Genomic DNA, 13,007 nt, shown 5'->3' with positions numbered 1-13,007 from the left:
ATCAAGCGGCGAGAGCTTTTTCAGCGAGCCCGACCCAATAGCTGATGCCATAGGGAAGCGCCTCGTCATTGAAGTCGTATGCTGCGTTATGAAGACCAGCCGTATCGCCATTACCGAGGAAGATGAAAGCTCCAGGACGTGCTTCCAGCATGTAGGAAAAGTCTTCCGCACCCATGTGTGGGGCCGCATTGGAATTGACCGCATTGGATCCAGCGACAGCGCTGGCCACACCCACGGCAAAATCGGTCTCGTTTTCATGATTGAAGGTCACGGGGTAACCCCGGCGATAGGTCACCTCCGCGGTGGCGCCATGAACTTGCGCGGTTGCCTGGGCAACTTCGGTCAGGCGCTTCTGGGCAAAATCTCGCGTTTCCGGCAGCAATGTTCGAACGGTCCCCGTCAACGTTACATCACCCGGTATGACGTTCACCGCCGTGCCGCCATGGGTGGTCGCGACAGTGACCACAAGCGATTTCAACGGATCCATCTGGCGAGACACGATAGACTGTAGGGCAATGATGACGTGCGCCGATGTCAAGACAGGATCAATCGACAGATGCGGTGCCGCCGCGTGGCTTCCACGACCGGTAATCTTGATTTCGAAACTGTCAGCCGCCGCCATGACGGAGCCCTTGCGGATGGCAAAATTACCCACGGGAATACCGGGTTCATTGTGCATGCCATAAACTTCTGCAATGCCGAACTTGTCCATCATGCCATCATTCAGCATGGCAAGCGCGCCAGCTCCACCCTCCTCCGCAGGCTGGAAGATCACAGCGACGGAACCCTTGAAATTGCGGGTTTCCGAAAGATATTGTGCAGCGCCCAACAGCATGGCCGTGTGACCATCGTGTCCGCAGGAGTGGGCTTTGCCGGGGACCTTTGACGCCCACGGCTTGCCGCTGGTTTCCATAATCGGCAATGCGTCCATATCGGCGCGAAAGCCAATCGTTGGGCCATCTCCATGCCGACCCCTGATGACACCGACGACACCGGTCTTGCCGATGCCGGTTTCCACGATGTCGCAGCCGAACGACCGCAATTTCTCCGCGACGAATTTCGATGTTTGGAAGACGTCATAGAGTAATTCCGGCGTCTCATGCAGGTGGCGCCTCCAAGCGGCTACATCGTCCTGCATTTCGGCGACACGATTCAAAATCGGCATTTCTGCACCCCTTTTTTTCCATGGTTCCCCACAGGTCTGCCCCCATACTGCGTTCGTAAAATCTCTTTTTGCAAGTGCGAAATTTGCATCTTGAATGAAAAATAGGCTCGTGTTTAGATGGCACAAAATTTGGTCAAATACGCATGAGGCCAATGATGCGGACTCGCTTTCAGAATTTCGAAACAAAGGAGAAATTGAAGAAATCCTTGTGAAGTCAAGTGGTTAGAAAAGCCACAGCTGCAAGGAAGCGTCGAGGACGCGCACGCGCTGCGCAAACGCAAAACAATCCAAAACGGGGAATAAAATGAGAAAATCCAATATCTTGTTAGCAGGCAGCGTCGCCGCCTTGGCATTCGCCCCACCTGCAGCGCATGCGGAACGCGGCACTGACGGCGAACTGAAGATACTCTTTTGGCAGGCCGTATCCACGCTCAACCCGTATCTCTCGGGTGGCACGAAGGAGTACTACAGTGCCTCCATGGTCATCGAGCCGCTGGCGCGGTACGACGAAAAAGGCGGGTTGGTCCCCACGCTGGTCACCGAAATCCCGACGCTGGAAAATGGTGGCATATCGAAAGACTTGCTGAGCATGACATGGAAGCTCAAGCCCGACGTAAAATGGTCGGATGGTACACCGCTGACGGCCGAAGACGTGATTTTCACCTGGAAATATTGCACAGCCCCGGACGGCGGTTGCGCACAGGCGGCACAGTACGAAGGCGTCAAAACGGTCGAAGCGCCCGATCCACACACTGTCAAAATTACCTTCAACGAACCCAAGCCTTATCCCTACAGCGCCTTTGTCGGTGGCCAGTCCCCGATCATTCAGAAAAAGCAATTCGAAAATTGCGTCGGCGCGAAAGCCCCCGGCTGCACATCGGCGAATTTCGGACCCATCGGAACCGGCCCCTTCGTCGTCAAGGATTTCAAACCCAACGATGTCATCAGCTTCATCGCGAATCCAAACTACCGCGATCCGGACAAACCTGCCTTCGCGACAGCCACGCTGAAAGGCGGCGGTGACGCGGCCTCCGCTGCCCGCGCGGTGTTGGAAACCGGTGAGTTCGATTACGCTTGGAACATGCAGGTCGAGCCCGAAATTCTGGCGACCATGGTGGCCGCGGGTAAGGGTGAGCTGGTCACAGCGTTTGGCACCCAGGTTGAGCGCATTAACCTCAATCATTACAATGCCGACCCGGCGTTGGGCGACAAACGATCGACCAAGGAAGCCGGTCCACATCCATCCCTGTCGGACCCTGCCGTTCGCCGGGCTCTTTCCATGGCGATCGACCGTAACATCATCGATGAAGCTGCCTATGGCGAATCCGGTAGGCCAACATGTAACATCGTGCCCGGTCCGGAAGCCTATGCTTCAACGGCAAACGACTGGTGCCTAACCCAAGACATCGACGGCGCTAACAAGCTGCTAGACGATGCTGGCTGGGCCAAGGGTCCAGACGGCATCCGTGCCAAGAATGGCGTTCGCCTGTCCTACCTCTACGCCACCTCCACCAACTCCGTTCGTCAAGCCACGCAGGAATTGGTCAAGGATATGTGGTCGCAGATCGGCGTTGACGCGGAGTTGCGCAATACCAGCGCTTCGGTGTTCTTCGGCGGGGATCCGGCAAGCCCTGATACCTTCCAGAAGTTCTACGCCGACGTGGAAATGTACACCAACAACTTCGACGGAACGGACCCGGAAAAATATTTGGCGGAATGGCTGTGCGACAAGGTCCCCGCTCCCTCCAACGGTTGGCAGGGCCAGAATATTCCACGTTATTGCAACCCGGAATATGACAAGCTTCTCGGTGAACTTTCCAAAACTGCCGAACAAGAGAAGCGCATCGAGCTTTCCAAAAAGCTCAACGATATGCTGACAGAAGAAGGCGCGCACATTCCGCTCATCTACCGCGGACAGGTTTCGTCGCGATCGCTGACATTGGAGGGTGTCAAGATGACCGGCTGGGATTCCGAGCTCTGGAATATCGCGGACTGGTCCCGCAAGAAATAAGAATGCAGGCCGCGCCGGCTTTGTCTTGACCGACGAAGCCGGTGACTTTGCATTTCTCGAAGGTCCGGAGACGCACCCATGTTTGCCTTTACGATGCGGCGACTTTTCTTTGCCGTCCCGACATTGCTCGTCATCAGCTTTGTTATCTTCGCACTGCTTGATCTCGCACCCAACGACCCCACTGGCGATCTGCCGCTGACAATCCCGCCAGAGGTTCGGGAACAAATCCGCGCATCGCTTGGCCTGGATCAACCTTTCTTGATGCGTTATCTCTACTGGCTCCAGCAATTCTTCATCAACGAACCGCTTAACCTCATTGAGAAACTGACCGGCTGGCAGTTTGGCGATGGCCAGAGAATGCGTGTACTGTCCTGGGCGACGCGCAGTCCGGTCGTCGATCTCGTCGTACAGCGCATGCCACAGACGCTTTGGGTGGTGGGCCTTGCCTATCTCTTCGGAACAATTCTGGCGATCCCGATCGGCGTCATTTCTGCCTATAAGCAATATTCCATCTTCGATCAGATCGGCACTTTCATATCGATGCTGGGCTACTCCGTCCCCACCTTCTTCACGGGCGTTCTGCTGGTCGTGGTGTTCAGCTCCTGGCTACAATGGTTCCCGTCGGTCTACGATACCAACCTCCAGGTCAACAGCTGGTCCAGTTTTCTCCTACAGATCAAGCAGATGTTCCTGCCCGTGCTGGTTCTGACACTCTACAATGTCTCGCAGATCAGCCGCTTTGTGCGCGCCTCCATGCTGGATAATCTTCATCAGGACTATGTCCGTACCGCCCGCGCCAAGGGGGTGAAGGAAAAGACCGTTCTCCTGGTACATGTGCTGCGCAACAGCCTTATCCCGGTGGTCACCGTCATTGCGCTGGGCGTTCCGACGATCTTTTCCGGCGCTATCATCACCGAGCAGATTTTCCGTGTGAACGGCCTTGGGCAATTGCTGATCACCGCAGTGCAGGGCGCCGACATTCCTCTGGTTCAGACGCTAACTTTCATATTTGCCGTTTTGATCGTTCTCTTCAACCTGATTGCCGACGTTCTCTATGGCATTCTCGACCCGAGGATTCGCTATGACTGATGCAACGGTCGCGCCATCAAACGCCGCCTCCAGCCCGATGAAATCTGCCCTGGTCGATATCTGGAAACAATTTCGCGCCCACAAGGGCGGCGTGGTCGGGCTGATTGTTTTTACATTCATTGTTCTCGCCGTCTATGTCGGCCCCTACATCCATCGGGTCGCTCCCAACGCCATCAATGTGAAAGCCCGCAACCAGTGGCCATCTCTGGCGCATCCTTTCGGCACAGACAATCTGGGGAAGGATATGCTGGCGCAGGTCTTGGCGGGCGGACGCATCTCACTTGCCGTCGGCATCACGGCCATGTTGCTGGCCCTGTTCCTTGGAACCCTTGTGGGTGTCCTGTCTGGCTATTTTCGCAGGCTAGACGGGCCTCTGATGCGGCTGACGGACCTGTTCCTCGCCCTGCCCCTGTTGCCGCTTTTGCTGGTCATCCTGCTTTTGTTTCGCGATACATTGCGCGCTGCATTCGGTCCCGAGACGGGGATTTTCATTCTCATCGTGACCGTCATCGGCATCACCAGTTGGATGCACACGGCGCGCATCGTGCGCGGCGACGTTCTCTCGATTAAAAACCAGGAGTTCATTCTGGCGGCGAAATCGAGCGGCATGCGTGAATACCGCATCATTATCAAGCACATATTGCCCAATGTTCTCAGTTCGATCATGGTATCGGCGACGTTGGGCATTGCCGCCGCCATCATCACCGAGTCCGCGCTCAGCTTCCTCGGCCTCGGCTTCCCCTCCGACTTTCCGACTTGGGGCCGCCTGCTGTTTGATGGCGCCAATTTCCTGCAATTGACACCCTCCCGCGTCTTATGGCCAGGGCTTGCGATCTCGCTGACCGTTCTCAGCGTGAACTATATGGGTGATGCGATAAGGGACGCTCTTGATCCCAGAAGCTTGAAGACCTGAGCCACGCGGAGGTGGTGGGGATACAAAGACTGCTTTTCCCCAATCACTCGCGCATCAGGTGAGGAGCGGCCCACCCTGCAAGGTGGACCGGCTCCACTTATGCCACCGCGAAAACCTGATCATGTGTGGCGACGTAGAATGTTCCGTCCGATGTAACCCATCCGCGGAACATGCCATCGGTATTATAGGGCGCTGCAATCGAACCGTCGGCACCGACGGCCACCAGCCCGGCCCCAATGCCGTGCGGTTTCAAATCCTCCTGAATGATCTTGGAGGCTGCCTGCTCCACAGTTTCGCCAAGATATCCGATGCGGCTTGCCACTTCGTGGCCAACTGCATAGCGGATGAAGAACTCACCTTTTCCTGTGCCAGAGACAGCGCAGAGCCCGTCACGGGCGTAAGTGCCGGCACCGACGATGGGGGTATCACCGATCCGACCGACCGGCTTGTTGTTGTAACCACCTGTCGAGGTCGCCGCAGCCAGATGTCCGGCAGCGTCAAGCGCGACCGCACCAACGGTGCCGTGTTTCTCGGACTCGCTCGCCACCGCCGCTGTGCCTGCCTCTGCATGGGCCTTCATAGCAGCCAGCGCTTTGACACGCCTTTCGGTGGTAAAGTAGCTATTCTCGACAACGTCGAGGCCTTCATCTCTGGCAAAGTCGTCTGCAGCGCTGCCCCCCATCATGACGGCCTCACCCTTTTCCATGATGCGTCGTGCAGCCTTGATCGGATTGCGAATCCGTCTTGCCAACGTCACTCCGCCAGCCTCCAGCGTCGCGCCATCCATGATCGAGGCTTCCAACTCATGATCGCCATCGGCATTGAGTGCAGCACCGTAGCCTGCGTTGAAATGCGGGCTGTCTTCCAGCACCACGACCGCTGCCTGGACCGCATCGAGTGCTGACCCGTTGGATATGAGCACGGCCCAGCCCGCGCGCAAAGCATGAGCGAGATCGATGCGTGCCGCCTGCCACTCCTCATCGGTCAAGCCGAGCTTTGCCATGACACCGCACCCGCCATGAATTGCCAATGCGATCTTTCCCATCATTTTTCCTTCTTTTGAACGACATGAGCCGGGCAACATCTTGCCCGGCCCGGTCATCGAAGTCCGCGCAGCTTATTGTGCTGGGCGGATGTTCATCGCCAACGTGTCTTCGTCCGAGCGCGGCGCGATGGTGATGGTCTTTTTCATGCCCCATGCGGAGATGATCGAGGCGATCGACAGATTGGGGCGATCCGATGCCACGATCGCGTTAGCGTCTTTCAGATATTGCGCGCGCTTGGCAGCGTCCATTTCGACACCCGCCTGCTCGATCAGCTTATCGAGCGCCGGGTTCGAGTAGCCGCGAATGTTGAAAGCACCCAGCTTCTTGGCAGGCTCATTGGTATGCACAAGCGACGACAGCGTATAGTTCGCTTCACCCGTCAGCGTCCCCCATCCTGACATCGTCAGCGAATAATCGCCACGTGTGTTGGCCGGGAAATAAACCGCGCCAGGCTGGGCATTGGCTTCAACCTGAATGCCGATCGCGGTCAGCATCTGTGCGATCGTGGTACCCGCATCCTTGTCGCCGGGAAGACGATCATTGGTGAAGGAGAAGGTCACCTTGAAGCCATCGGGATACCCGGCCTCCGTCAGCAAAGCCTTCGCTTTGTCCACGTCGGATTGTGTCGGCTTCACATCAGGATTGTAGCCAAAGATGTTCGGCGTGACGAGCTGCGACTGGACCGTGCCCATGCCTTCCATGGCGATCTCGGTGATGGTTTCCCTGTCGATCGCAAGATCAAAGGCTTCGCGAACCCTTGGGTCGGTAAAAGGGTTCTTCGGCAGCGGCGAGCCATCCTTGGCGCTGACCTGTGGCGACTTTTCGCGGAAATCGAAAGCGATGTTGAACAGATACACGCTGTCCTGTCGAACGATGGTAAGCTTGGAATCCTGCTCCAGCGTCGGCACATCGGAGGCCGGAATGCGCGCAATGAGATCGACCTGGCCCGCCTTCAGTTGGGCCACGCGGGCCGCATCATTCGGTAGTTCCTTGCGAATGACCTTGTCCCACGGCTCCTTGCCACCCCAGTATCCGTCAAAACGCTCCAGAACGAGCTGCTCCTTCGGCGTCCACGAGACAAACTTGTAGGGGCCAGTGCCAATGGCGGCCTTGCCGGAATTGAAGCCTTCGGAGGCTTTTTCGGCGCTGTCGGAATAGTCCTTGGCAGCAATGTGCGAGACGACGAACAAACGGATGAAATCATTCGGCAGGTTCGGAGCCGGGCCGTCCGTTTTGACGCGAATGGTCAATGGATCGACGATCTCGACACCCTTCACGCGGCGTACATAGATCGTGGTCGGGTTTGGGCCGGCAACACGCGGAATGCGCTCGATGGAGAATTTGACGTCTTCTGCGGTGAAGTCAGATCCATCATGAAATTTCACGCCGGGGCGCAGCCTGAATTCCCAGGTGCTGTCGTCAATCGCCGTCCAGCTGGTGGCAAGGCCCGGTTCGAGTTCCAGGTTGTTGCCGGATTTGATCAGCGAATCGTAAATATGCTTCATTGCCTCGGCGTGGGTGCCTGCGGCGGTGAAGTCGGGGTCGATCGACAGCGGCCCGGCGCGCACGCCGATTGTCAGATCGGCAGCAAGGGCGGCACTTGAGACGCTACCCAGCAAAGCCGTTGCAAGCACAGCTGTGCGGACTGTTTTCGAGATTATCATTCTTCGTTCTCCTCTGTCGGTATCATAGGGGGCCAGTTCGGTGAATCCACGACGACCTTGGCAAGCAGCTCCGACAGCATCAGCTGTTCGGCGGGGGTGAGCGACGAGACCATCGCCTTTTCGCGCTCGACCATTGGCTGCATGGCCTGCTCGACGATGCGTTTGCCTTCGTCGGTGATAAAGAGGACAAAACTCCTCAGATCCGTCTGGTCGATTTCACGGCGGATAATATTCTTGTCGATGAGCTTCTGGATCGCCCGGCTGATCGTATTTTTTGGGAAACCGGAGGAGCTGCAAATCGCACTGGCCGTCAGCCCGTCGGATAGCCCGAGCGAATAGAGCACGACGAATTCCGGTCGCGGAACACCGTGTTCCTTTTCGATCAGTCGATAGATCGGCTCGTTAAATTGCAGGGCTAGAAAATTGAACCGGAACGACAACCAGCACGGATTTTGCCAGAGCTTGACGGAAACGAGTTCCTCCACGCCGTGGCTTCCGGCGGCAATTTTGCCACCTTCCCGCAGCAGAGCATCCAGTGTTGGTCCCCGTGATTGTCGCAATCAATCCTCGCTTCACTGCCATTCATTTTAGTCCCGTATGGAACTTGACGTTGGTTTAAATGGCTGTCAATTTCTTTTTTTAGTTCCATTTAGAACTTTGTTTGATGGAGCGCAGATAGGCAAAAAGCACAAATATTGTGCTGAAATGCCAAATGGTGGACGTTCTTTGCGCCTTTGCGCCGCAAATGAGAATGGGGATAGCGAATTGAAGATAGCCGACATGAACTGGATGCAGGTTGAAGAGCGCGTCGCGGAAAACGATTGCTGCATTTTGCCGATCGGCAGCGTCGAACAGCACGCCTATCTCAGTCTTGCGACAGACATGATCCTGGCCGAGAAGATCGCGGTCGATGCGGCCGAGCCGTTGGGAATCCCGGTGTTTCCGGTCGTGCCTTATGGCCTGGCATCCTCCTTTGCGACCTTTCCGGGAACGCTCAGCCTGTCGCTCTCCACCTATATCGGCGTCATCAGAGATCTGCTCGACAGCATGTACCGGTCCGGCTTTCGTCGCATCCTCGTCGTCAACGGCCACGGTGGCAATGTACCAGCCACCACCGTTATTTCCGAGTGGCTGAACATGCATCCCGACGCCTCTGTCAAATTCCATGACTGGTGGCGGGCACCGAAAACACTGGCAAAGGTGCAGGAGATCGATCCTGCCGCTTCGCATGCCTCGTGGATGGAGAATTTCCCATGGACGCGCACGACCGACCAGCGCCAGCCCGACACGTCCAAACCTCAGATCGACTATGCAGCGCTGGCGCGTGTGGGCGCAGCCCGCAAACGCGAACTGCTGGGCGATGGCAATTATCACGGGCTTTATCAGCGGGCGGATGAAGACATGCTGGCGATCTGGGATGTGGCCGTGAAGGAAACGCGCGCATTGCTGGAGACCGACTGGCACTGACAACCACACGGACGTCGTAAAGAGACGGACAAACCCGCACAAGACGGGAGAACTGGGAACGCATGTTTGGTTTCATCCTGCAAAGACTATGGCAGGCGCTCATCGTGGTCATCGCCATGTCGGCGCTCGTCTTCTGCGGCGTCTATGCCGTCGGCAATCCGATTGACGTTTTGATCTCTCCCGATGCCACGCAGGACATTCGCGCCGCCGTGATTGCGCAATATGGCCTGGACCAGCCGCTGTGGCAGCAATATTTTACCTTTGTCGGCCGCATTCTGCACGGAGATTTCGGACGGTCTTTTGTCTACAACATGCCCGTCAGTGAATTGATCCTGACACGTCTCCCGGCCACTCTGGAACTGACATTGGCGGCAGTGCTATTTGCAAGCCTTGTTGGCATACCCATCGGCATGTATGCCGGGTACCGCCCGCACAGCCCTGTCTCTCGTGCCATCATGACATTGTCCATTCTGGGCTTTTCGGTGCCGACCTTCTGGTTCGGCCTGATGCTGATCATGGTCTTTGCGGTTCAGTGCGGCTGCATGCCCGCCGGTGGCCGCGGGGAGACGGTCAGCCTGTTCGGCGTCGATTTCAGTTTTCTGACCGGCGATGGTCTGCGTCATCTGATATTGCCGGCTCTCAATCTCGCACTGTTCAAATTCTCGCTGATGATCCGCCTTGCGCGCGCTGGCACCCGTGAGTTGATGCTAAGCGATACGGTCAAATTCGCCCGTGCCGCCGGTCTTTCGGAATTCACGGTGCTAAGCCGTCACGTTCTGCGGCTGATCTCGATCCCGCTTGTCACCGTATTCGGTCTGGAACTTGGCTCGACGCTGGCATTTGCGGTGGTGACAGAAACCATCTTCTCTTGGCCAGGGCTCGGCAAACTCATCATCGACAGCATCACCTCGCTCGACCGGCCGGTCATGGTCGCTTACCTGATGTTCGTCGCCCTTCTGTTCATCGTCATCAATCTCGTGGTCGATCTCGTTTATGCGCTGCTCGACCCGCGTTTGAGAAAGGGACGTGCCTGATGCGCGACACTCCGTTCTACAGGTTTCTGGAGGAATTTCGCGGCAACAAGGTTGCCCTTGGCGCCGCGGTCATGGTGTTCATTATTGTGCTGGTCGCCCTCATTGCACCACTCGTAACGCCGCAAGACCCTTATGATCTTGCGCATCTGGTGCTGCGCGATGCCCGTCGCCCCCCCGGTTATGTCGGCACCGGCGGTTACACCCACTGGCTGGGCACGGATTCTCAGGGCCGCGATCTCCTGTCCGCTATTATCTATGGCCTTCGTATCTCGCTGCAAATGGGCATCATTGCCGGTGGCATTGCCTTCGTCATCGGGGCTGTCGTCGGCTGCTCTGCCGCCTATATCGGGGGACGTTTCGAAAGCCTCGTCATGCGCATCGTGGATTTGCAGCTTTCGTTCCCGGCCATTCTCCTGGCCTTCGTCATTGCCGCCGTGCTGGGACAAGGTCGTTATCAGCTCATTCTGGCGCTGATCTTTGCCCAATACGCCTATTTCGCCCGCACCGCCCATGGTGCCGCGGCTGCCGAACGACAGAAGGATTATGTCGAGGCGGCATTGTCCATTCCGCTGTCACCGTGGCGCGTTGTGCTGAAACATATCCTGCCCAACTCGCTGCCGCCCCTTATCGTTGTCGCAACCGTACAGGTGGCGAGCGCCATTTCGCTCGAGGCGACACTGTCCTTCCTCGGTGTCGGCTTGCCACCAACCGAACCATCATTGGGCATGCTGATCGCCAATGGCTTCCAGTATCTGCTTTCGGGTCGCTACTGGATTTCGATCTATCCCGGTGTGGCGCTTATTCTCTTTATCGTCTCGCTCAACATCGTCGGCGACCAGATACGCGACCAGCTTAACCCGAGGCTTCGCAGATGAACCCAACACCGACTGCAACATCTGCGACCCCGCTTCTCGACGTCACCAATCTGAAAACCTGGTTCCCAAGTGGACGAGGCGACGTGAAGGCCGTTGATGGCATCTCCTTTTCCGTTGCGCCCGGCGAAGTGTTGGGTCTGGTCGGTGAATCCGGTTCCGGCAAATCGATTACTGGGTTCTCCATCATCGGCCTGATCGATGAACCCGGCCGTATCGTGGAGGGCTCAATCAAGCTGGAGGGCCGGGAGCTGGTCGGCCTGCCCAGCCACGAACTCCGGGCCATCCGTGGCAAAGTCATTTCGATGGTCTTCCAGGACCCGATGATGACGCTAAACCCCGTTTTGAGCATCGGCACGCAGATCAAGCTGGCGCTGGAAGCCCACGGAAACATCAGCAGTTCAGATGCGCGCGAACGAGCTATCAAGGCCTTGGCTCAGGTGCGGATCAGCGATCCCGAACGAAAGGTCGATTTCTTCCCGCACCAGTTTTCCGGCGGCATGCGCCAGCGCGTGGCAATCGCCATCGCGCTGCTACACCGACCCAAGCTGATCATCTGCGATGAACCGACAACGGCGCTCGACGTGTCGATCCAGGCCGAAATCCTGGCTGAGATGAAAGAACTGGTTGCTGACCTCGGCACCGCATTGATCTGGATCAGCCACGACCTCGCGGTCGTCTCCTCTATCGCTGACCGTGTTGCCGTCATGAAGTCGGGCAAGATCGTCGAAATCGGCCCGGCGCTTGGCGTGTTGACGAAGCCGCAGCATGAATACACCAAGGCCCTGCTTGAAGCGTTGCCGTCTCGCGCCAAGCCGGGCGAGCTGTTGTTGCGCGGCAGCGGTATTGCGGATGCGGCCCCACCGCCGCGAAAAGCAGCGACCGCCAATCTGCCGCCTCTCGGCAGCTCCTATCTCGTCATCGACAATGCAATGAAACGCTTCGAAAAACCCGTCGGTTTTCTGCATGGGCTAGCCATCAGATCCGGCCTGTCGCAGCCGGTCACCGTCGTCAAGGCCGTCGATGGTGTCTCGCTCACTGTCAAGCGTGGTGACGTGCTGGGGCTGGTGGGCGAATCCGGCTCCGGCAAATCGACGCTGGGGCGCATGGCAGCCGGCATCACCGTGCCGACATCGGGCGTCATCCGGCTCAATGGTCAACCCGTGATGAGTGCCGGACGCAGCCCGTCCAAGATCACGACACGTGTCCAGACCATCTTTCAGGACCCGTTCGCTTCTCTCAATGGTCGTATGCGCATTGGCGATATCATCGCCGAAGGGCCGCTTGCGCACCGGTTGGTGAGCCGCGCGGAAGCACCCGATTATGTGAGACGTTGGCTGGCCGCGGTGGGATTGGACCCCGCTTTCGTCAACCGTTTTCCCCATCAGTTCTCCGGCGGCCAACGGCAGCGCATCGCCATTGCCAGAGCACTCGCCATGCAGCCCGACGTCGTCGTGTGCGATGAACCCGTGGCCTCCCTCGACGTTTCGATACAGGCCCAAATCATCAACCTTCTGATACGCTTGCGAGCAGAGCTTGATCTGTCACTTCTGTTCATCAGCCACGATCTGTCGGTCGTTCGACACCTCTGCGACCGCGTGGCCATCCTGTATCAGGGCCGCATCGTTGAAGAGGGCGAGACGAGCGCGATCTACGCTGACCCGAAGCACGATTATACCAAGCGACTGCTCGCGGCCGTGCCGGTCCTGCCGCAAGCGGCCGAATAGAAGACGGGGAGAACGACAT

General features: G+C 57.5%; 11 protein-coding genes. 7 read left to right on the top strand and 4 right to left on the bottom strand.

What is annotated here, in order from left to right; translation table 11 throughout:
* Nucleotide 1: 1 nt before the first annotated feature.
* Nucleotides 2-1,165, bottom strand: a complete 1,164-nt coding sequence (locus EKM04_RS22420; protein ID WP_183893677.1) for a M20 aminoacylase family protein — start codon at nt 1,163-1,165, stop codon at nt 2-4.
* Between the two features lie 304 nt (nt 1,166-1,469).
* Here EKM04_RS22420 and EKM04_RS22415 point away from each other — a divergent pair, with 304 nt between their 5' ends.
* The 3 genes from EKM04_RS22415 to EKM04_RS22405 all read left to right on the top strand — a co-directional run bounded on the left by EKM04_RS22415 (nt 1,470) and on the right by EKM04_RS22405 (nt 5,178).
* Nucleotides 1,470-3,176, top strand: a complete 1,707-nt coding sequence (locus EKM04_RS22415) for a peptide ABC transporter substrate-binding protein (protein WP_183893675.1) — start codon at nt 1,470-1,472, stop codon at nt 3,174-3,176.
* 78 nt (nt 3,177-3,254) lie between these two features.
* On the top strand, nt 3,255-4,265 hold the full coding sequence (locus tag EKM04_RS22410) for an ABC transporter permease (protein WP_174154637.1): 1,011 nt from the start codon (nt 3,255-3,257) through the stop codon (nt 4,263-4,265).
* Entirely contained in the window at nt 4,258-5,178 is a 921-nt protein-coding gene (locus EKM04_RS22405; RefSeq protein WP_174154639.1) for an ABC transporter permease, read from the top strand. The genes EKM04_RS22410 and EKM04_RS22405 overlap by 8 nt, the downstream gene beginning before the upstream one ends.
* A gap of 97 nt (nt 5,179-5,275) precedes the next feature.
* Here the strand turns inward: EKM04_RS22405 and EKM04_RS22400 are convergent, their stop codons facing one another.
* From EKM04_RS22400 to EKM04_RS22390, 3 genes are all read right to left on the bottom strand, one after another.
* Entirely contained in the window at nt 5,276-6,223 is a 948-nt protein-coding gene (locus EKM04_RS22400; protein WP_183893673.1) for an isoaspartyl peptidase/L-asparaginase family protein, read from the bottom strand.
* A gap of 72 nt (nt 6,224-6,295) precedes the next feature.
* Complete coding sequence (locus EKM04_RS22395) at nt 6,296-7,888, bottom strand: ABC transporter substrate-binding protein (RefSeq protein WP_183893671.1); 1,593 nt, start codon at nt 7,886-7,888, stop codon at nt 6,296-6,298.
* A complete protein-coding gene (locus EKM04_RS22390; RefSeq protein WP_234900382.1) occupies nt 7,885-8,448 on the bottom strand; it encodes a MarR family winged helix-turn-helix transcriptional regulator in 564 nt (187 codons plus the stop codon). The genes EKM04_RS22395 and EKM04_RS22390 overlap by 4 nt, the downstream gene beginning before the upstream one ends.
* 205 nt (nt 8,449-8,653) lie before the next feature.
* Between EKM04_RS22390 and EKM04_RS22385 the strand changes: the two genes are divergently transcribed.
* The 4 genes from EKM04_RS22385 (at nt 8,654) to EKM04_RS22370 (ending at nt 12,988) form a co-directional block, all read left to right on the top strand.
* Nucleotides 8,654-9,355, top strand: coding sequence for a creatininase family protein (locus EKM04_RS22385; protein ID WP_183893669.1), 702 nt, complete (start codon nt 8,654-8,656; stop codon nt 9,353-9,355).
* 62 nt (nt 9,356-9,417) lie between these two features.
* Nucleotides 9,418-10,389 (top strand): ABC transporter permease, encoded by a 972-nt coding sequence (locus EKM04_RS22380; RefSeq protein WP_174154645.1) that lies wholly within the window; start codon nt 9,418-9,420, stop codon nt 10,387-10,389.
* On the top strand, nt 10,389-11,264 hold the full coding sequence (locus EKM04_RS22375) for an ABC transporter permease (RefSeq protein ID WP_174154647.1): 876 nt from the start codon (nt 10,389-10,391) through the stop codon (nt 11,262-11,264). The genes EKM04_RS22380 and EKM04_RS22375 overlap by 1 nt, the downstream gene beginning before the upstream one ends.
* On the top strand, nt 11,261-12,988 hold the full coding sequence (locus EKM04_RS22370; RefSeq protein ID WP_183893667.1) for a dipeptide ABC transporter ATP-binding protein: 1,728 nt from the start codon (nt 11,261-11,263) through the stop codon (nt 12,986-12,988). The genes EKM04_RS22375 and EKM04_RS22370 overlap by 4 nt, the downstream gene beginning before the upstream one ends.
* Nucleotides 12,989-13,007 lie beyond the last annotated feature (19 nt).

The organism is Rhizobium skierniewicense Ch11 (assembly GCF_023757665.1).
GTDB lineage: Bacteria > Pseudomonadota > Alphaproteobacteria > Rhizobiales > Rhizobiaceae > Agrobacterium > Agrobacterium skierniewicense.
This window is presented reverse-complemented; position numbering and strand designations above follow the sequence as displayed.

What these genes read in the sequence shown, in the direction of transcription:
- EKM04_RS22420 (WP_183893677.1), bottom strand. Translation starts at nt 1,165, where the DNA reads ATGCCGATTTTGAATCGTGTCGCCGAAATGCAGGACGATGTAGCCGCT.
- EKM04_RS22415 (WP_183893675.1), top strand. Translation starts at nt 1,470, where the DNA reads ATGAGAAAATCCAATATCTTGTTAGCAGGCAGCGTCGCCGCCTTGGCA.
- EKM04_RS22410 (WP_174154637.1), top strand. Translation starts at nt 3,255, where the DNA reads ATGTTTGCCTTTACGATGCGGCGACTTTTCTTTGCCGTCCCGACATTG.
- EKM04_RS22405 (WP_174154639.1), top strand. Translation starts at nt 4,258, where the DNA reads ATGACTGATGCAACGGTCGCGCCATCAAACGCCGCCTCCAGCCCGATG.
- EKM04_RS22400 (WP_183893673.1), bottom strand. Translation starts at nt 6,223, where the DNA reads ATGGGAAAGATCGCATTGGCAATTCATGGCGGGTGCGGTGTCATGGCA.
- EKM04_RS22395 (WP_183893671.1), bottom strand. Translation starts at nt 7,888, where the DNA reads ATGATAATCTCGAAAACAGTCCGCACAGCTGTGCTTGCAACGGCTTTG.
- EKM04_RS22380 (WP_174154645.1), top strand. Translation starts at nt 9,418, where the DNA reads ATGTTTGGTTTCATCCTGCAAAGACTATGGCAGGCGCTCATCGTGGTC.
- EKM04_RS22375 (WP_174154647.1), top strand. Translation starts at nt 10,389, where the DNA reads ATGCGCGACACTCCGTTCTACAGGTTTCTGGAGGAATTTCGCGGCAAC.
- EKM04_RS22370 (WP_183893667.1), top strand. Translation starts at nt 11,261, where the DNA reads ATGAACCCAACACCGACTGCAACATCTGCGACCCCGCTTCTCGACGTC.